The 18,979-nt window shown below is 71.5% G+C and carries 18 protein-coding genes; 7 read left to right on the top strand and 11 right to left on the bottom strand.

The window, feature by feature from the left end; genetic code table 11:
• Positions 1-116: 116 nt before the first annotated feature.
• From ACWDR4_RS14050 to ACWDR4_RS14005, 10 genes are all read right to left on the bottom strand, one after another.
• Positions 117-1,202, bottom strand: coding sequence for an MSMEG_0565 family glycosyltransferase (locus ACWDR4_RS14050; protein WP_450408030.1), 1,086 nt, complete (start codon positions 1,200-1,202; stop codon positions 117-119).
• Entirely contained in the window at positions 1,199-2,035 is an 837-nt protein-coding gene (locus ACWDR4_RS14045; RefSeq protein ID WP_389349870.1) for a carbon-nitrogen hydrolase family protein, read from the bottom strand. The genes ACWDR4_RS14050 and ACWDR4_RS14045 overlap by 4 nt, the downstream gene beginning before the upstream one ends.
• Positions 2,032-2,880, bottom strand: coding sequence for a carbon-nitrogen hydrolase family protein (locus ACWDR4_RS14040; protein WP_450408027.1), 849 nt, complete (start codon positions 2,878-2,880; stop codon positions 2,032-2,034). Before ACWDR4_RS14040 ends, ACWDR4_RS14045 begins: the two co-directional genes overlap by 4 nt.
• Positions 2,877-4,481, bottom strand: a complete 1,605-nt coding sequence (locus tag ACWDR4_RS14035) for an MSMEG_0567/sll0787 family protein (protein ID WP_450408189.1) — start codon at positions 4,479-4,481, stop codon at positions 2,877-2,879. Before ACWDR4_RS14035 ends, ACWDR4_RS14040 begins: the two co-directional genes overlap by 4 nt.
• A gap of 5 nt (positions 4,482-4,486) precedes the next feature.
• Positions 4,487-5,593, bottom strand: coding sequence for an MSMEG_0568 family radical SAM protein (locus tag ACWDR4_RS14030; RefSeq protein WP_450408024.1), 1,107 nt, complete (start codon positions 5,591-5,593; stop codon positions 4,487-4,489).
• A gap of 11 nt (positions 5,594-5,604) precedes the next feature.
• Positions 5,605-6,135 (bottom strand): MSMEG_0572/Sll0783 family nitrogen starvation response protein, encoded by a 531-nt coding sequence (locus tag ACWDR4_RS14025; RefSeq protein ID WP_352343013.1) that lies wholly within the window; start codon positions 6,133-6,135, stop codon positions 5,605-5,607.
• 38 nt (positions 6,136-6,173) lie between these two features.
• Complete coding sequence (locus ACWDR4_RS14020) at positions 6,174-6,989, bottom strand: amidohydrolase family protein (RefSeq protein WP_450408021.1); 816 nt, start codon at positions 6,987-6,989, stop codon at positions 6,174-6,176.
• A 16-nt stretch (positions 6,990-7,005) separates the two neighbouring features.
• Positions 7,006-8,337 carry an MSMEG_0569 family flavin-dependent oxidoreductase gene (locus ACWDR4_RS14015; RefSeq protein ID WP_450408019.1) on the bottom strand — a complete coding sequence of 444 codons (1,332 nt, stop codon included), beginning with the start codon at positions 8,335-8,337 and terminating at the stop codon, positions 7,006-7,008.
• Positions 8,334-8,639 (bottom strand): MSMEG_0570 family nitrogen starvation response protein, encoded by a 306-nt coding sequence (locus ACWDR4_RS14010; RefSeq protein WP_450408016.1) that lies wholly within the window; start codon positions 8,637-8,639, stop codon positions 8,334-8,336. The genes ACWDR4_RS14015 and ACWDR4_RS14010 overlap by 4 nt, the downstream gene beginning before the upstream one ends.
• Before the next feature lie 216 nt (positions 8,640-8,855).
• Positions 8,856-10,658 carry a helix-turn-helix domain-containing protein gene (locus ACWDR4_RS14005; protein ID WP_450408014.1) on the bottom strand — a complete coding sequence of 601 codons (1,803 nt, stop codon included), beginning with the start codon at positions 10,656-10,658 and terminating at the stop codon, positions 8,856-8,858.
• A 163-nt stretch (positions 10,659-10,821) separates the two neighbouring features.
• Between ACWDR4_RS14005 and ACWDR4_RS14000 the strand changes: the two genes are divergently transcribed.
• From ACWDR4_RS14000 to ACWDR4_RS13985, 4 genes are all read left to right on the top strand, one after another.
• Entirely contained in the window at positions 10,822-11,838 is a 1,017-nt protein-coding gene (locus tag ACWDR4_RS14000; protein WP_450408012.1) for a carbon-nitrogen hydrolase family protein, read from the top strand.
• A 57-nt stretch (positions 11,839-11,895) separates the two neighbouring features.
• Positions 11,896-12,435: a YbhB/YbcL family Raf kinase inhibitor-like protein gene (locus tag ACWDR4_RS13995; RefSeq protein WP_450408010.1), complete on the top strand. Its 540-nt coding sequence runs from the start codon at positions 11,896-11,898 to the stop codon at positions 12,433-12,435.
• A 169-nt stretch (positions 12,436-12,604) separates the two neighbouring features.
• Entirely contained in the window at positions 12,605-13,615 is a 1,011-nt protein-coding gene (locus ACWDR4_RS13990) for a Dyp-type peroxidase (RefSeq protein WP_450408008.1), read from the top strand.
• A 57-nt stretch (positions 13,616-13,672) separates the two neighbouring features.
• A complete protein-coding gene (locus tag ACWDR4_RS13985) occupies positions 13,673-14,281 on the top strand; it encodes a DJ-1/PfpI family protein (protein WP_450408006.1) in 609 nt (202 codons plus the stop codon).
• 17 nt (positions 14,282-14,298) lie between these two features.
• Here ACWDR4_RS13985 and ACWDR4_RS13980 read toward each other — a convergent pair whose 3' ends face one another.
• Complete coding sequence (locus tag ACWDR4_RS13980) at positions 14,299-15,543, bottom strand: ROK family protein (protein WP_450408003.1); 1,245 nt, start codon at positions 15,541-15,543, stop codon at positions 14,299-14,301.
• 226 nt (positions 15,544-15,769) lie between these two features.
• Between ACWDR4_RS13980 and ACWDR4_RS13975 the strand changes: the two genes are divergently transcribed.
• Genes ACWDR4_RS13975 through ACWDR4_RS13965 form a run of 3 tightly spaced genes read left to right on the top strand, consistent with a single transcriptional unit; the run spans position 15,770 to position 18,938 of the window.
• Positions 15,770-17,110: an ABC transporter substrate-binding protein gene (locus ACWDR4_RS13975; protein WP_450408002.1), complete on the top strand. Its 1,341-nt coding sequence runs from the start codon at positions 15,770-15,772 to the stop codon at positions 17,108-17,110.
• Positions 17,107-18,090 (top strand): carbohydrate ABC transporter permease, encoded by a 984-nt coding sequence (locus tag ACWDR4_RS13970; RefSeq protein WP_450408000.1) that lies wholly within the window; start codon positions 17,107-17,109, stop codon positions 18,088-18,090. The genes ACWDR4_RS13975 and ACWDR4_RS13970 overlap by 4 nt, the downstream gene beginning before the upstream one ends.
• Positions 18,087-18,938 (top strand): carbohydrate ABC transporter permease, encoded by an 852-nt coding sequence (locus ACWDR4_RS13965; RefSeq protein ID WP_450407997.1) that lies wholly within the window; start codon positions 18,087-18,089, stop codon positions 18,936-18,938. The genes ACWDR4_RS13970 and ACWDR4_RS13965 overlap by 4 nt, the downstream gene beginning before the upstream one ends.
• Positions 18,939-18,979: the final 41 nt, after the last annotated feature.

The following is an 18,979-nucleotide window of genomic DNA, read 5'->3' as shown; positions in this document are numbered from 1 at the left end:
AACCTCGATGGGGAATGGGGAACGGACGACGAGCGGGGCGCCCCATTCTGACACGCGGGCCCCGGCACGAGCAGTGGAGAGAGTGCTCGGCGTCGCGGGGTCAGCGCGCCGGCCGATCAGCTCAGGGAGCGGTAGAAGTCCAGGTGGAGCCGGGCGGCGGTGGCCCAGGTGTGGTGGACGGCCAGTCGGCGGCCGGCGGCCCGCCCGGCCGGGTCGGGGCGGGTGAGGGCTCGGGCGAGTTCGTCGGCCAGGTCCTGCGGGGTGGTGCCGAAGCGGGCGGCGGGGCCGAAGACCTCTCGCAGGACGGGGAGGTCGCGGACGACCAGCGGGACTCCGGCGGCCAGCGCCTCCATCGCGGCTAGGCCGAAGCCCTCCTTCAGGGACGGGAAGGCGAAGGCCCCGGCGGCTGCGACCAGGGCCGGGAGTCCGTCGTCGGGGACCGGGCCGAGGACGACGGGCTGGACGCCGAGTTCCGCCGCCCGGGTCTCCCAGCGGGCCCGGTAGTCGCGGTAGTCGAACAGGGTCTCCCCGCCCGCGACGACCAGCCGCACGTCGGGGTGTGCGGTGCGCAGCAGGGCGTACGCCTCCAGGAGGTCGAGGGAGCCCTTGCGGGGTTCGATGCCTCCGACGGTCAGGACGTACCGGCCCAGACGCGCGCGCCAGGCCGCCCGCGCCGCCGGGTCCGTGGTCGCGAACCGTTCGTACGCCACCCCGTTGGGGATGACCTCGGCCTTGAGCCCCCAGCCCCGGGCGAGTTCGTCGGCGACCGACCGGGAGACGCACACGTGCGCGTACGGTTCGACGATCGCCCGTTCGTGGCAGGCGGCCAGTTCGGGGGTGGTGAAGTGGTCGATGTGGTGGACCGTACGGACACAGCGGCCCGCCGCGTTGGCGCTGATGCAGTCCTGGGCGTGGACGATGTCGTACGGGGACGGGTCGAAGGCCGCGCGCAGGGTCGCGATCGAGCGCAGGACGCGTTCCCCGACCGTCTCGTCCTCGGGTCCGTCGGGGAAGGGCACGATCCGTACGCGTACGGCCGGGTCCACGGGCCGGAAGAAGGCGGCGTCGCCGCCCCGGCCCAGTGACCACACCGTGACGTCCTGTCCGGCGGCGGCCAGCGCCTCGGCGAGGGCGAGGGTGTGCACGACGCCGCCGCGCGGTCTGGTCGAGTAGCTGAGCAGGGCGATCCTCATCGTCGTCATGAAGGGGTCTCCCGGTAGGCGGCGGGCCTGCGTTCGTCGAGGTGGCGCAGGACGCGGCGGGCGCGGTCGATCTCGGCGGCGACGTCCACCTCGGCGACCGCCAGGCCCGCCTTGGCCCAGGTGCGGGCGAGGATGTCGCCGCCCGGCCCGACGACCTTGGACTGGCCGAGGAAACGCATCCCTCCCATGGCGCCGGTCTGGTTGGAGGAGGCGAGGACGACCTGGTTCTCGGCGGCGCGGGACTGGTCGTACAGGTCGAAGAGCTTGGCCTGGCGGTCCTGGGCCATGCGCGGGGCGCGGTTGGTGATGCTGGTGGGCCACGCGGAGAGGCAGGCGAGGATCTCGGCGCCGTCCAACGCCAGCGAGCGGGCCGACTCGGGGAACGTCTTGTCGTAGTCGATGAGCATCCCGATCCGCCCGACCGGGGTGTCGAAGGCGTCGAAACGGTCGCCGGGCGCGTAGGCGGCGACCTCCCCCGCCGGGAGGTGGACCTTGCGGTGGCGACCGAGGACCCCGTCGCCGCTGACGCACACAGCGGCGTTGTAGCGCTCGGTGCCGCCGTCCTCGCAGTAGCCGACGCAGACCACCATCTCGGCGGCCAGGCGGGCTACTTGGAGGATCGCGGGGTCGTCGGGCTTGAGGGCCGGGGGCAGTGCCTCGGGGTCGGGGTGGCGCAGGTCGGCGAGGTAGCCGCCGAGCGCGGCGTCGGGCAGGACGAGCAGTCCGGCGCCGGATCCCCGCGCGTCGTCGATGAGTTTCGCGATACGGGCGAGGTCGAACTCCAGGTCGCGGCCGAAGTGGGCGGCGGCGGCCGCGATCCGGATGCTGCTCATGCGGTGACTGCTCCTGCGTACGTATAGGTTTCCGGGCGCCGGTCCCGCAGGTGCCCCATGGAGCGGCGGGCGGTCTCCAGGGCCTGGGCGACGTCGAGTTCGGCGACCGCCAGGCCGGCTTCGACTCCGGTCTCGGCGAGGATCTCGCCGCCGGGGTCGACGACCTTGGCGCTGCCGACGAAGCGTAGCGACCCGAAGGTACCCGCCTGGTTGGCGGAGATCCACACGATCTGGTTCTCCAGGGCGCGGGCCCGGTCGAACAGGTCGAAGCGGCGCTTCCAGCGGTCGTTGACGAGATCGGTGACGGCGTTGGTCCGTGCGCCCGGCCAGGCCGAGACGACCACGCCGATCTCGGCGCCGTCGAGGGCCAGTGCGCGGGCCGACTCCGGGAAGGCCTTGTCGTAGCAGATCATCATGCCGATCCGGCCGACCGGTGTGTCGAAGGCGTGGAACCGGTCCCCGGAGGCGTAGCTGGCGTCCTCGCTGAGCGGCTGGTGGACCTTGCGGTGGTTGCCGAGGACGCCGTCGCCGTTGACGCAGACCACGCTGTTGTAGCGGGTGTCGCCCGCGGCTTCGCAGTAGCCCGCGACGACGGTCATCTGCCCGGCCAGCGAGGCGAGTCGGGCGATCTCGGGGCCGTCGAGGGCGAGCGCGGGCGGGCCCTCGTCCAGGGCACTGTCGTCGTCGAGGCTGAGCAGATAGCCGCCGAGGCAGGCCTCGGGGAGCGCGAGCAGCCGTACGCCCTCCTCCCGGGCCTCCTTGATCAGCCGCTCGGCGGTCGCGAAGTCCTCTTCGAGGTCGCGGCCGAACTCGGCGGCCACGGCCGCCATACGCAGGGTGGTCATGCGGTCCCCATCCCGGTCACCGTGGAGGTGACCGCTTCGGTGATCTCTCCGTCGGGCCAGCGCAACCCGACGCCTTGTCCGTCCGTCAGCTCCCCGCACACGGCGCCCGTCGCGGGCCCGGCAGGGAGCGGTGGGGCGCCGGGCTCGTCGGTGGTGAGCATCGCGAAGCCGGGGAAGCAGGTCAGCCAGTCGCCCGCCGTCGCGGTCCCCGGCCAGGGCACGGCCGCCACGTCGAGGACGGCCCCACAGCCGCTCGCCTCGGCGAGCATGCCGAGCGTCCCGGCGATCCCGGCCATCGACACGTCCTTGGCGGCGGCGGGTCGTGCGGCGGCCACCGCGCCGGTCATGGCGCGCAGTTCGTCCGTACGACGGTGACTGGACGAGTCCCACTGGCGGCCCCGGTAGCCCGTACGCCAGGTGCCGCCGAGGTCGGCGGTGAGCCGTACGGAGTGTCCTGGGCGTCCGCCGCCGCCCGGGACGGGGTGGGCGGTGCGGCCGAGTGCCGTCACCGACAGGGCGGCCGGCACGCCGAGTTGGGTGTGTCCGCCGAGCACCGGGACGCCGTACGCCTGCGCGGCGCGGGCGAGTCCGGCGAGGATGCGGCGGGCGTGGGACGCGTCCTTCGCGGCCACGGCGTCGAGGAGTCCGACCGGTGAAGCGCCCATCGCGGCAAGGTCGTTGAGGTTGACGAGGACGGAGCACCAGCCCGCCCACTCTGGGTCGCGCTCGACCATGGAGGGCACGATGGCGTCGCAGGCGGCGATGAGGTCCGTGCCGGGGACCGGCGCCCCGTCGTCGCCGACGAATCCCGGGCCGCCGAGGGCGGATGGGATGCCTGAGGCGTGTGCGTCGCCGGGTCCACCCGGTGGTTCGTTCACTGCGGTTCGGTGGGGGCTTGTCGCGCAGTTCCCCGCGCCCCTTTCGGGGCGCGTGTCCGAACTCGGCGACCGGCCGACCGGGTCCTGGCCGAAAATGCGGTCCGCCGACTCTGGCAGAACCGCTAGGAGTTGTCCGAGGGGTGACTTGGTGGTCGTCACGAGGTTCGCTATTCGGTCGATCGGCCAGCGCATCAGTACGTGCGGTGTGTCCGCGACCCTCGTCGTTCGCACCCGGCGCCAGCCGAGTCGTCTGAAGAGGACCTCGTTGCGGGGCTGGACGGTCGCGTCGAAGCGCAGTGCGCCCTCGGTCTCCGCCCGTGCGCAGGCCGCCCGGACGAGTGCCGCGCCGATGCCGTGCGGGCCTCGGGCGCGGCGGGCGACGACGAGCCGGCCGCCGGCCCACCAGCCGATGTCGGGGCCGTCGGCGACCGGGCCGAGACGCACCCCGCCGACCACCGTGCCCTCCGGGTCCCGCGCGACCAGGACGACGGTCCGGGGGTCGCTGTCACGGTCGTCCAGGTCGTGGTGGGCGAAGAGTCCCTGCTCGTGGACGAAGGCGTCGCGGCGGAGCCGTCTGTAGGCGGCCAGATCCGCCGTACCGTCCGCCTCCTCGACGCGGAAGGCGGGCAGCATCCGGGCGAGTGTGCTGCGGTCGCCCAGCAGGGCGAGGATGTCCTGCGGCCCGTCCCCGGCCGGCACGACGACGGAACCGTCGAGGTACACGGCGCTCACCCGCCCGCGGTCCGCAGGACGCTGCACGCCCCGCAGGCCGCACAGCCCGCCCGCTGGTCGGCGCCGCTCATCCCGGCGGCGCGCAGTTTCGCCGCGACGCCCTCGGTGACGTACCGCAGCAACTCGGCGCTCGGGGCGGCGATCCCGTCGCGGGCGGCGAGTGTGCCGCCCATCGGGCGGTAGGGGACGACGAAGGGGTACACGCCCCGGTCGATCAACTCGCCCGCTCCCGAGACGAGTTCGTCGGGGTCCTCGCCGAGGCCGACGAGAAGGTAGGTGGAGACCCGGTTGGGCCCGAAGACCCGTACAGCCTCGTCCCACGCGGCCTCGTACTCGGCCATCGGGACGGTGGACTTGCCGGGCAGCCAGCGCCCGCGCACCTCGTCGTCGAGCGACTCCACGTGGATGCCGATGGCGGTGGCCCCGGCGTCGTACAGCTCCCGTATCCACACCAGGTCTCCGGGCGGCTCGCACTGCACCTGGATCGGCAGTCCGGGCACGGCTTCGAGGACGGCTCGGACGGAGCGTACGAGATTCCGGGCGCCGCGGTCCGGGCCGGCCGTCGTGCCGGTGGTCATCACCATCTGCTTGACACCGTCCAACCGCACGGCCGCCTCGGCGACTTCGGCGAGCTGGGCGGGCGTCTTGGCGGCGACCGTCGCACCGGAGCGCAGGGACTCCTCGATGGTGCAGAAGCGGCAGCGGTCGGACTCGGCGTAGCGGATGCAGGTCTGGACGACGGTGGTGGCGAGGACGTCGGCGCCGTGCAGACGGGCGATCTGCTCGTAGCGGATGCCGTCGGCGGTCGTCAGGTCGTAGAACTTGGGGCGGCGTACGGGGGTCAGGCTCAGGCCTGTGTCCGTGAGATGTCCGGTCTCGTCGCCGAGCCAGACCTTGCCGTCGCGTACGGAGTAGGGGCTGTCGGGGTTGGTGGGCAGCGCGGCGTTGGCACCGTCGACAAGGACGTGTCCGTCGTCGCTGGGCCCCGCGCCGTCCGGCCGCCGCACGGGCGCGTCCAACGCCACGCCGTGCAGGGCGAGTTCGGCCCGGGTCATGATCCGCACGTCCACCGCCGTACTGGTCGTACCGGTGCCAACGCTCACGGTGTCCCCCCTTACAGCTGGTAGGTGGAGTTGATGATGGCGCCCTTGCGCGCGTAGTGGATCAGCGCGTCCTGGACGTCCAGGGGGTGGGTGGGGATGACGCCCTCGATGAGGTCCTCCTCGCGGGCGCCGTGCAGGGACAGTCCGAAGCGGCAGCAGAAGACCTTGCCGCCCTCGGCGATGAACGTCTTGAGCTGGTTGTTGATGTTGTGCTCGCCGGGGAAGGCGGAGTTGCCGACGGTCGGGAAGCCGCGGGTGGCAAGGCAGTTGAGCGAACCCGGGCCGTAGAAGTAGATGGCGGTCTCGAAGCCCTTGCGCAGGGCGCGGGTGGCCTGGAGGACGGCGACGAAGGAGACCGAGGACTCGTGGGCGATGCCGTGGACGAGGGTGAAGTAGGTCTCGCCGTCCTCGGCCTTGTAGTCGGGGAAGACCTTGGTGTCGCCGTAGATACTGGTGCCCTCGGGCAGGGACGGGTGGGGGATCTCGTTGAGGGACTTCTGCTCGATCTCGCTGAGTTCGGCGGTGACAGTGGATTCGGACATGGCTGTCTCCCTGTGCGCGGTGTGGTTGGGATCGGTGGTCAGTCGTAGAGCGCGGCGAACGTGTCCCTGAAGACGAGTTCGCCGAGTTCGCCGCCTCCGGTCGCTTCGGCGAGCCGGGCGTACTCGCCCGTGAAGTCGCCCCACGGCTGGTCGCTGGCGAAGAGCACCCGGTCGTGGCCGATGCCGCGGCGCTCGATCTCCTGGGCCAGCCAGCGCGGGGTGAAGCCGATGGCCCAGGAGAGGTCGGTGTAGACGCGCTTGCCGGCGGTGATCCAGTCGAAGAACCGGGAGCCGACGAGCTTGATGTGGCCGCTCATCCCGCCGCCGAAGTGCACCAGATGGACGGGCACCTGGTCCGCGTACCAGTCGACGAGGTGGCCGACCTCGTCGATGTCGGAGGCGGCGCCGGGCGAGGTGTGGACGTGGACGACGAGGTGGTGGCGCTCGGCCTCCTGGAAGATCCGGTCCAGCATCGGGCGGCAGGCCGGGTCGGTGGGGCGCCCGCCGAGCAGGAAGCTCAACTTCAGTGCCTTCACGCCCCGTTCGCCTGCCAGGGCGAGGGCCCGTGCGGTGCGGTGTTCGTCCTCGGGGCGCGGGGAGACCCACAGGCCGGCCCGGATCCGGTCGTCGGTCTGGGCGGCCTCGATCGCCAACTCGTTGAAGGAGAAGGCGAGATCGGGGTCGGGCACGCCGTAGTTGGGGATGACCAGGGCGCGTTCGGTGCCCTCGGCGTCCAGGTCGGCGATGAGTTGCTTGACGGTGGCGCGGGCGGTGGTGTCGGGGTTGACGGGCGGTCCGCCGTAGAAGGGGTAGGCGGGCAGGACGCCGATGTGGCGGTGTGCGTCGAAGACCATGGCCGGGATACCTCCTTCAGCCGATCGGGAGCGCGGCGGCGAGTTCGCTGGGGGCGCCGGTGAGGGTGCCGCAGACGTCGGCCATACGGCGGGAGACGTCGATGTGGTTCGCGAGGAACTCGGCGTCCCTGCCCACCGCTTCGAAGCGTCCGGAGCCCCACGAGTGCTGCCAGGGCAGGCCCAGGAAGTACAGGCCGGGGGTGCTGGTGGCGCCCCGCCAGTGCATGGGGTAGCCCCGGCCGTCGAAGGCGGGGATCTCGACCCAGCGGTGGTCGCGGGTGAACCCGGTGGACCAGACGACGGAGGTGATGCCGGCCGCCGCCAGGTCCAGGGATACCGCCTGTTCGGACGGCTCCCACACCGGAACGTACCGGGGTTCGTCGGGGGCCGTGATCCCCTGCGCGGTGATGTGGGCGTCGATGCTGTCCTTGATGCCCTCGGCCACGGCGTCCGCCCGGTCGAGATTGACCTTGAGATCGTCGGCGAACTCCAGGCGCGTACGGTCGGTACCGTCGGTACCGCCGATGCCCGTCAGCCGACCGTGCAGCCGCATTCCGTCGAGGGCGAAGGCACGCAGGTCGATGTCACGGCCGCCGTCGCGCCCGGTCACGTAGTGGTTGACCCGCATCCGGACGGCGCCCGCGTCGTCGAACTCGTCGATGCTCTTGCCGTAGTAGCCCATGTCGTCCAGCCAGGCCACGCAGTCCCGGCCCCGGTAGAAGCGGGCGACGCGGGGTGCGCTGCCGACGGCCAGATGGACCTGGCGGCCGGCCAGATGGAGATCCTCGGCTATCTGGCAGCCGGACTGTCCGGTGCCGACCACCAGGACGGCGCCCTCGGGGAGTTGGTCCGCGTTGCGGTAGCGGGAGGAGTGGATCTGCTCGACGCCTGCGGGCAGCCGCTCGGCCATCCTCGGGACGGACGGCGTGTGGTACGGACCGGCGGCCACGACCACCTGGTCGGCCGTGAACTCGCCTTCCCCGGTGGACAGTTCGAAGACCCCGCCGGCGCCCCGGCGCAGTCCGGTGACGTCGACGCCCTCCCGCAGCGGGGGCTGGAAGAAGGCGACGTACCCCTCCAGATAGCGGATGATCTCGTCGCGGACCATGAAGCCGTCGGGGTCGTCCCCCTGGTAGGGGTAACCGGGCAGTCTGCACTGCCAGTTGGGTGTCACCAGACAGAAGGAGTCCCAGCGGCGCTCGCGCCACTCGTGGCCGACCCGGTTCCGCTCGACGACCACATGCTCGATGCCCCGCTCGCGCAGGCAGTAGCTGACCGACAGACCGGCCTGGCCGCCGCCGACGACCGCCACCGGGAAGTGGGCCCCGGCCAGCCGTGGCGCGCTCACCGTGCGCTCCCGTCGGCGTTGCTCAGTGCCTCGACGGCGACCTCGGCCCCGCCGAGAGAGGCGTACGCGGCTGCGGTCCGTTCGAGCTGCGCCAGCTGGTCGGAGGCGCCGGTGCAGGCGAATCCGTACTTCTCGCGCACCCGGTCGCTCGCGATTCCGAGCGCCGTACGGCTCCGCTCCAGGAAGTCGCCGAGTTCGTAGACGCCGCCGGGGGTGAGGTAGTCCTCGATTACCGTGGAAGGCGAATAGCAGCGCTGGGTCTCTCCGTCGGGCCAGCGCACATGGAAATACAGCTCAGGCATGAAATCCTCCATGCGAGGCGCCGAGGTTGGTCACCTCGCCGCTGCTTCTGACGACCACTTCAGCCAGCGCGAATTACCGAACGGCGTCATCCGGAATAAAGCGGAGTTACGTACTCCTCACACCAAGTACCGTTCCCCGCACCCGGAGTTGTCTCTGAGGCAAATCGAATCCGCCGAGTGCCGTGCTGCCACGGAGAAAGGAACTTGCCGCGCCGCTCAGGGCTTTTCGACCTGTCGGGCCAATTCATGGAGATGGACCGCGAGCTGAAGCCTCAGGGCGTTGTCCGGCCGCTGCCAGTCGGGCCCGAGCAGACTCCCGATGCGCTCGATCCGCTTGAGGAGCGTGTTGGTGTGGATGTGCAGGGCGCGGGCCGTTGCGGCGAGATTGCGGGAGCCGGCGAAGTACGCGGTGAGGGTGCCGAGGAGGTCGGTACCGCGTTCGGCGTCGTGGGCGACGAGGCGGCCGAGGGAGTCGTCGAGGAAGGCTCCGAGGTCCTGCTCCCGGTCGGGATCGAACAGGATGGTGTACATCGCGAGCCGCTCCGTGCTGGTCCCGCCGTCCCGCACCCCGAGCCCGCGCAGCAACCGGCAGCAGCGGCCGGCCAGGGTGACCCCGGCGCCGAGCGGTTCCGGGCCGCGCGGGACGGGTGCGGCGCAGACGAGCAGGGGGGCGTCGAGCACGCGCCGCAGTCCCTGGTGGACGCTGCCCGCGACCGCTGCCGCGTCCTGGGCGCGGATCAGCGCGACGGGGACGCCCAGGTGCTCGCCCGCCAGACCGTCGTGCTCCTCCGCGAGGCCGTGCAGCAGACGGGTCGTGTCGCCGAGCCGGTCCTTCGCCGTGTCGACCACCAGGACGGTGTCGAGGTGCCCGGGCTCGATGTGCCGGGCGCGGGCGCGCAGCGCGAGTTCGGTGGAGAACGGGCGTGGGGCGGCGAGGAGTTGGGTGAGGAGTTCGCCCCTGACGCGTTCCTCGGCCCGGACGACGGCGTCCTGGGTCAGGGTCAGCAGGGCCGCGGTCTGCGCCGCGCGTTCGAGGGTGCGTGCCTCGACCGGGTTCGGGTCGCCGTGGCGGGACAGGACCAGAGCGCCCATGTGGGTCGCGCCGACGACGACCGCCGCCACGGTGTGCCGCAGGATGCCGCCGCGCTCGACGGTGACGCAGCGGCCGGACCTGCGGCTCTCCTCGATAGCGTGGACGACCGCCTCGGCCATGGGCGGGGAGGCGGTGAGGGCGGCGTGCTCGCGGACCTTCGCCTCGTCCTCGTCGGCGGGCTGCCCGCGCGCGACGAGGACACGCCGGGCGCGGTCGAGGACGAGGACTCCGCCGCCCAGGGTGTCCACGACGAGGTCGGCGACGGCGCCCACGTCACCGCCGGCCAGCACCACGCGGGTGAGTGCCTCGTGGACGGCCTCGGCCGCCTCGATCGTGGCGTACGCCGTCTCCAGGGCGTGCAGCGCGCGGCGGCTCTCGTCGTACAGCCGGGCGTTCTCCAGCGCCACCGCCGCGTGGTCGCCGAAGGCGGTCAGCAGGGCGACGTCGTCCCGGACGAACGGCCGTTCCTGGCGGTTCGCCGCGATCAGCGTGCCGAGGAACCGGCCGCCCGCGACCAGCGGGACCCCGAGCATCGACACGATGCCCTCCGCCTCGATGGCGCTGTCGACACCCGGGTCGTGGACGATCTCGGTCGACGCCAGATAGTCGCTCGCCCAGTACGGGGCCCGAGTGGTGGCCACCCGCCCGGCGATGCCGACATGGGCCGGGCCGTGCGTCCGCTCGCCGAAGCCGGGGGTCACCGTGCCGGCCGTGGCGCGCACCCGCAGATACGTCCCGTCCTCCTCCAGCACCGCCAGATACGCGAGGTCGGTGCCGATCAGGTCGTGGGCGTGCTCGACAACGCTGGCCAGCACCTCTTCGACTCCGCGCAGCACGGTCAGCGAACGTGCCGTGGCGTACAGGCTGGACAGTTCCCGCTCCCGACGGCGCTGCCGCTGGAGCTGCTCGTCCTCGGTGCGGTCCATGAGATGTCCTAGCTCACCACGGTCAAGAGGTGTGTGAATCATACGCCGGACTCGGATCAGTAGTGGAGGATTCGCACCTCTCCGGGGCCGGGGAGCGGCCGTAACCTTCCCGGAAACGAGCAGACCGAGCGAACGCCGTCGCGGCCGAGATGGAGTACGAGACATGGCTTCCGTAGTGCGTGCAGCGGCCGTACAGGCCGAACCCAAGTGGCTGGACCTCGACGCCGGAGTCGCCCACGCCGTGGACCTCATCGCCGAGGCCGCCTCGGGCGGGGCCGAGCTGGTCGCGTTCCCCGAGGTGTTCCTGCCCGGCTACCCGTGGTGGATCTGGCTGGACTCCCCTCTCTCGGGCATGCAGTACGTGCCCCGGTACGCGGAGAACTCCATGACCCGCGACGGAGAACACCTGGCCCGTATCGCGGCGGCAGCCGCCGAGCACCGGATCTTCGTCGTCCTCGGCTTCGCCGAACGCACCGTCACTGGCAGCCTCTACATGGCCCAGGCGACCATCGACGACACCGGCCGCGTGCTCGCCGTACGCCGCAAACTCAAGCCGACCCACGCCGAGCGCACCGTCTTCGGCGAGGGCGACGGCAGCGACATCCAGGTGCACGAGACCAGACTCGGCAGGCTGGGCGCGCTGAACTGCGCCGAGCACATCCAGCCGCTGACCAAGTACACGATGTACAGCAAGGGCGAGCAGATCCACGTCGCCTCCTGGCCGAGCTTCTCCGTGTACCGGGGCAGGGCGACGGCGCTCGGGCCCGAGGTGAACACGGCCGTCAGCCTCGTGTACGCCGTCGAGGGCCAGACCTTCGTCCTCGCACCCTGCGCCACGGTCGGCCAGGCGGGACAGGACCTGTTCTGCGACACCGACGCCAAGCGGGAACTCCTGCTCCAGGGCGGCGGATTCACCCGGATCTACGGCCCCGAGGGCAGCGAACTCGCCAAGCCCCTCCCCGAGACCGAGGAGGGCATCCTCTACGCCGACCTCGACTCCTCCCTCCTCGCCATCGCCAAGAGCGCCTACGACCCGGCCGGCCACTACTCCCGCCCGGACGTCTTCCGCCTCACCTTCGACCCCCGTCCGAGGGAGCGCGTCGAGTACGTCGACCCGGCCGCCGACGCGGCCGGCACCGAGCCGAAGGAGTCCGGCACGGACGTCGTCGTGCCCGACTGAACCCGCCCCGCGGACAACCCCCTGGACACCCGCACGTCCTTTGAAAGGAACGACGCGATGAGCGCCAACGACCCCTTCGCCCGCCTCCCCGAGGCAGCGGCCTTCACCCTCACCAGCACCACACTGACCGACGGCGCCCCCCTGCCCGTCGAGCAGATGTCCGGCCTCTTCGGCGTCCCGGGCGGCAAGGACGTCTCCCCGCAGCTGGCGTGGAGCGGCGCCCCCGAGGGCACCCAGAGCTACGCCGTGACGATGTACGACCCGGACGCCCCGACCGGCTCCGGGTTCTGGCACTGGGCCGTGGCCGACATCCCCGCGACGGTCGGCGAACTGCCCGAGGGCGTCGGCGACGACACCGGATCGGGCCTGCCCGAGGGTGCCTTCCAGGTACCCAACGACGCCCGCACCGGGCGGTTCATCGGCGCGGCCCCGCCGGCCGGGCACGGCGCCCACCGGTACGTCTTCGTGGTGCACGCCCTCGATGTCGAGGCCGTCGGCATCCCGGCCGACTCCACCCCCGCCTTCCTCGGCTTCACCATGGCCCGCCACATCCTCGGCCGCGCGATCCTGACCGCCACCGCCGAGATCCCCGCCTGACCATCGGGCCGGGACGGGCCGGGACGGAGGCGGCGGCGCGGATCATCGATGACGCAGCGGAGGAGTGGGGTCCGGTGAGAGGCTGATCGGGTCCGGAATCCATGTTCGACAAAGCGTCTCGTCGTTCGACAAGGCGTCGCGCCGAAGAGTCTCGCCGAAGGATTGGGGAATGTCCGTGCCCGAGCCGCAACCCGTCCCGCAATCGGTACTGAGCCCGCTCACCAACTCCGCCGTGTTCCTGGTCGTGACCGTCGATCCCGGCGGGGAGCCGGTCGTACGGGAGTTGCTGTCCGACCTCTCCGGTCTGGTGCGGGCCGTCGGCTTCCGGGTTCCGGAAGGGGAGCTGACCTGCGTCGCCGGCATCGGCTCCGAGGCCTGGGACCGGCTGTTCACCGGTCCCCGGCCGGCCGAGCTGCATCCCTTCCGGGAAGTCGCCGGCGCGAAGCACACCGCGCCCGCCACCTCGGGCGACCTGCTCTTCCACATCAAGGCCCGGCAGACGGACCTCTGCTTCGAGCTCGCCACCCAGCTGATGGACCGGCTGCGCGGTGCGGTCACCGTCCGCGACGAGGTGTCCGGCTTCAAGTACTTCGACGAACGCGACCTGCTCGGCTTCGTCGACGGCACCGAGAACCCCACCGGGCCCGCCGCGAACACAGCCGTCGTCATCGGCGAAGCCGATCCGGACCAGGACCCGGACTTCACCGGCGGCAGCTACGTCATCGTGCAGAAGTACCTGCACGACCTGCCCGCGTGGAACGCCCTGCCGGTCGAGGCGCAGGAACGGGCGGTCGGCCGCCACAAGCTCTCCGACATCGAGCTGCCCGACGACCTCAAGCCGGCCGACTCGCATGTCGCGCTCACCTCGATCACCGACCCCGACGGCACCGAACGGGAGATCCTGCGCAGCAACATGCCCTTCGGGGCGCCCGGGCGCGGGGAGTTCGGCACGTACTTCATCGGCTACTCCAGCACCCCGTCGGTCATCGAGCGCATGCTGGAGAACATGTTCATCGGCGATCCGCCGGGTGGCCACGACCGGCTGCTCGACTTCTCCACGGCGGTCACCGGCACGCTGTTCCACGTACCCACCGCCGACTTCCTCGACGACCCGCCCGCCGCCCCGGAACCGGCGGTCCGTGACCGGGCGGCCGACGGTTTCCTGTCTGCGGGACAATAGGGACTCGGGATCAGACGTCGGACCGGGCCGTACCGAGCCGTACCGAAAGGGGTGGTGATGCGGGTAGCCGTGGTCACCTTCGACGGGTTCAACGAACTCGACAGTTTCATCGCCTCCGCGCTGATCAACCGCTGCCGCAAGGACGGCCTGGAGGCCTTCATCACGACGCCGACGCCGATGGTCAGGTCGATGAACGGCGTCGAGGTGACCGGGCAGCGTCCGATGGAGTTCGTGACCGAGGCCGATGTCGTGCTGATCGGCAGCGGGGTGAAGGCACGCGAGGTGGTCGCCGACGACCGGCTGATCGCCAGGCTGCCGCTCGACCCCGCACGTCAGCTGATCGGTGCCCAGTGCTCCGGCGCGCTGGTGCTCGCCCGGCTCGGTCTGCTGGTTGACATGCCCGCCTGTACGGACCGGACGAGCCGCCCCTTCGTCGAGGCCCGTGGCGTCACCGTGCTGGACGCGCCGTTCCACGCCGAGGGGAACATCGCCACGGCGGGCGGCTGCATGGCGTCGCAGTACCTCGCGACCTGGGTGATCACCCGCACGCTCGGGGAGGCCGCCGCGCGAGGCGTCCTCGACTACGTGGCTCCGGTGGGCGAGAACCAGCAGAGCGTGGAGCGCGCCCTGGGTGCCGTCCGGGCGGGCGAGATCGCACTGCGCTGACGCCGCGTACCGGGGCCCTACGAGTGCTCCGCTGCCGCTGCCGAGTGCTCCGCGAGCGCGCCCCGCGCCGGAAGGCTGGTGGGCCGGGTGCGGAGCACCTCCTCGACGGAGGAGAGGGCGAACCGTACCGCGCCGGTGATCACGGCCTCGTCGCCCAGCGCGGACAGCCGCCACTGCGGCAGGTCCACAAGGAGACTGCCTGCCTCCTCCTCGGCGGCCCCGAGGAGGAGTTCCGCCGCCGGGAGCAGGCCGGGTACGGGGAAGAGGCTGGTGCCGAGCACGACCAGCGCCGGGTCGAGCGCGAGCAGCACGGGGGCGACCCCGGCGGCCAGTCTCCGGCCGTACGAGGTGATGGCCGCGACCGCTTCCGGGTCCCCCGAGGCGGCGCCACCGACACTGTCCGGGACCAGGGGTTCGAGGCCCGGCTGGGACGACGTACTGCCGGGGAAGCGGATGAACCCGATCTCACCGGCCGCGCCTCGGTGTCCGCGCAGCAGGCGCCCTCCGGTGATGACACCGGCGCCGAGGCGTTCGCCGAGCAGGACGAACACCATCTCGTCGGCCGCGCCGCCGACCCCGCGCCACTGCTCGCCCAGTGCGGCGAGGTTGGCGTCGTTCTCCACGGCCACCGGGCAGCCCAGGGTGTCGCTCAGGACGGCGACGATGTCCGCCTCGGCCCAGCCCCTGAGGTTGTCGGCCTGCCGGATACGGGTGTTGCCGCGGTTCACCAGACCGGGGGTGCCCACCGTCGCGGCCCACACCCGAGGGGCGTCGGCCGCCGAGCGGTCAATTGCGCGCTGCACTACGGCAGTTACGGCACGGGCGCGGGCCTGTCCGCCCAAGTCGGCGCGCACAGCAGTCCGTTCGACGGCCACCGGCCGGCCGTCGAGGTCGGCCAGACAGGCGCTCACCGACCGGGCCCGTACGTCCACGCCGACGACGAAGCCCGCGTGCGGGCGGAAGCGGAACCGGCGGGCCGGGCGGCCGGGCGAGCGCTGGCCTCGGGCGGAGACGGCCGGGGCGACCTCGATGAGGCCGCAGTCGGTGAGTTCCTCGACGATCGCCTCGACCGTGGGCCGGGAGAGTCTGGTCGCCTCGGCCAGTGCGGCGAGCCGGGGATGCGGGTCCGTCGAGCGGACGGCGGCGAGAACGGCCGCCGCGTTCGTGGCACGCAGGTCCGCGACGCCCACCACCGCCGGGAGTTCACGCCCCGGCGGGGACGGCTCCGGCAGTCCGCCGAGCGGCCACCACGTCTGCGGCACCAATGATCAACCTCCTGAGCAGCGGGCACATCGGGGACCGGTACCGATCGTCCCGACGATAACAATCCAGCCGTGAGTGCTTGACGCGGACCGGACCCACTCCGATTATAAAACGCAACTGCGTTATCGAACTAGGGCGCATGTCTCCCCCTCGCGCCCCTCTCCCTCTGCTTCTCCCTCTGCTTCTCCCTCGGCTCCCCTGTCCCGTCATGCCCAGGAGACCCACATGAGACCCAGTCCGTCGTCCCCGTCCAGACGTACGTTCCTCACGGCCACCGGCGCGATCGGCGCCATGGCGCTCACGGCGTGCAGTGAGCTGACCCCGGGCGCCTCGTCGTCCGACAAGAGCAGTACCGGCCCGGTCTCCACGGCCGTACCGGCCGACGAGAAGATCACGCTGGTGGTCGCCGACGCCGACGACACCAGCATGACCCCGGGGCTGATCGCGGCCTTCCGCGCGAAGCACCCCAACATCACCGTCAAGCGCCAATACACGGGCTGGGACGACTACCTCAAGAGCATCAACACCACGATGTCCGCCGACAGCGCCCCCGACATCGCCCAGTTCACGTCGGGCATGCAGAACCTCGTCCCCGGACGGCTGCTGCTCAAGGTCGGCGAGTACGGCAAGGCGTACGGCTGGGCGGAGAAGTTCCCCGGCCTGGACCAGATCACCCTCACCCCGGACGGCAAGACCGTCGGCACCGGCGACCTCTACGGGGTGGGCGCGGGCCTGTCGTTCGAGGGCGTCTACTACAACAAGGCCAAGGCGACGGAACTGGGCCTGACCACTCCCCCGGCCACGCTCGCGGAGTTGGAGGCGCTCTTCGCCAAGGCCAAGGCCGCCGGTGAGACCGCGCTCGTCGCCGGAAATCTCGACGGCGGCCTCAACCACCCCTTCAACGTGCTGCTGTCGGCCTATCTGACGCCGAAGGACCGCGAGGCGTGGGCCTACGGCCACCAGAGCGCCACCATCGTGCTGCCGGAGGCGAAGACGGCGGCCGAGACGCTGCTGCGGTGGGTGGACAAGGGGTACGTCACCCCGAAGGTCAACGGGGTCAGCGACAACGACGCCACCGCCGCGTTCGCCAAGGGCGAGGGTGTCTTCCGGATCAGCGGCAACTGGGCGGCGGCAGCGGTGGCCAAGGGTCTCGGCGAGCGGGCCGGTTACTTCAACATGCCGCCCGTCACGGCCGGCGGAAAGGTTCGCACCACCGGCGCGGGCGTGTACTACTGCGTCTCCAGCAAGTCCAAGAACGCGGCGGCGGCAACTGCGTTCCTCGACTTCGCGGCGAGCGCGCAGGCCGCCGCCGTCACCGCCAAGGCGGGCTTCATGGCTCCCGACGCGGGCGCCATGCCGAGCCAGACGGGTCTGCTGGGCGATGTCCAGGCGGGCTGGCAGACGATCGTCAAGGACGCCGGACTGCAGCCGTTCATCCAGAACTCCTCCAGCCCGACCATGGGCGACACCCTCACCACCCAGCTACAGCTGCTCGTCGGCGGCAAGGTCACCCCCGAAAAGTTCCTCGCCGGGCTCCAGACGGACTACGAGAACTATCACAAATGACCACTGCCGACCCGCGACTGACGGAGCCCGCCCGCGCTCCCGCCGCCCCGCGTCCGACGAAGCGCGGACCGGACCGCGGCGGGCGCGGGGGCCACCGAACGGCACGGTCCAACCACCGTCGAAGGCGGGCCGTGGCGCTGCTGTACCTGCTGCCCGCCCTGCTCCCCTACACGCTCTTCGCCGTACTGCCGACGCTGCACACGGCCTACCTGTCGTTCTTCGACTGGGACGGGGTGACCCTCCCGTCCTTCGTCGGCCTCGACAACTACCGCCGTATCACCACCGATCCGCAACTACGTGCCGCCGCCTGGCACGCCGGTGCGCTGATCCTCTTCTTCTCCGTACTACCGATCTGCGTCGGACTGGTCGCGGCAGCGATCGTGTCCCGGCGGGCCGGGCGCCGAGGCACGGGACTGGTCCGTACGGTGCTGTTCCTGCCCCAGGTCATCCCGCTGGTCGCGGTCGGCATCCTCTGGCGCTGGGTGTACGCCGAGGACGGCATCCTCAACCAGGGGCTGCGGGCGGTCGGTCTGGGCGGGTTCGCCGACGCCTGGCTGGGCAGCTTCACCTGGGCCCTGCCGGCCGTCGGGCTGATCGGGACCTGGGTCGTCTCGGGCCTGTGCATGGTGCTGTTCCTGTCCGGGACCCAGCGCATCGACCAGGAGATCTACGAGGCGGCGCGGATGGACGGGGCGGGCCCGGTACGGGAGTTCTGGTCGATCACCGTCCCGCTGCTGCGCCCGGAGTTCGCGGTGGCGCTGTCCATCACCGTGATCGCGGCCCTGTCCAGCTTCGACCTCATCTACATCACCACCGGAGGCGGCCCGGGCAACAGCACGGTCGTCCCCGGCATCCTCATCTACCGGCTGGCGTTCGGGGGCGGCGCGGTCGGGGTGGCCAGCGCGCTGGCGATCGTCCTGACAGCGGTCATCTCGGTCGCCGTCCTGGTGATCAACCGGCTGTCCAGGGAGGCACCGTGACGTCACTGACCTCATCAGCCGCCCCTGCGCGAGCGGTCGCGGGACGGCTGGCGGCGCCCGTCGTCCTCGTACTCTTCATGGCCGCCGTACTCGTGCCGTTCGCCTCCCTGCTGCTGGCGGCGCTCCAGCCGGCGGGCGCCCCACTCACCGGCTTCGCGCTGCCGGACGGGCTGCACTTCGAGAACTTCTCCCGGGCCTGGTCGGCGGCGGGGTTCGGCACGCTGCTGCGGTCGAGCGTGCTGATCGCGGTGTGCGTGGTGCCGGCCGCAGTGGTGTGCGCGACGCTGGCCGGGTACGCGCTGGCGACCCTGGACGTGCCCGGCCGGGGGCGGTTCTACGCGTATCTGCTGCTCGGCCTGTCCATCCCCACCGAGGGCACGGTCATCCCGCTCTACTACGACCTGCGTGCCGTGGGGCTGACGAACACCGTGCCGGGGCTGGCGCTCGCGGAGATCGGGGCGTTCATGCCGTTCGGGGTGTTCTGGATGCGCGCCCACTTCGCGACCATGCCCCGCAGTCTCATCGAGGCGGCACGCCTTGACGGTGCCTCGTCGTGGGCGACGCTCTGGCGGATCCTGCTGCCCAGCTCCCGTCCGGCGGTGACCACGCTGGGCGTTCTGTACTTCGTGTGGAGCTGGAACCAGTTCCTGCTCCCGCTGATCCTGATCCAGGACCCGGCCCGTCGTACGGCCCCCGCCGGACTGGGCTTCTTCACCGGGCAGTTCGGCGTCGACGTACCGCTGCTCGCCGCCGCCACCCTGATCGTGATCGCCCCGGTGGTGCTCGTCTACCTGTTCTTCCAGCGGCACTTCATCAGTGGCGTGCTCAGCGGTGCCCTCAAGGGCTGACCCGCTGACCGCACCCGGAAACGAACGCACAGGAGGTCGGA

It is taken from the genome of Streptomyces sp. NPDC000878, from assembly GCF_053599695.1.
This window is presented reverse-complemented; position numbering and strand designations above follow the sequence as displayed.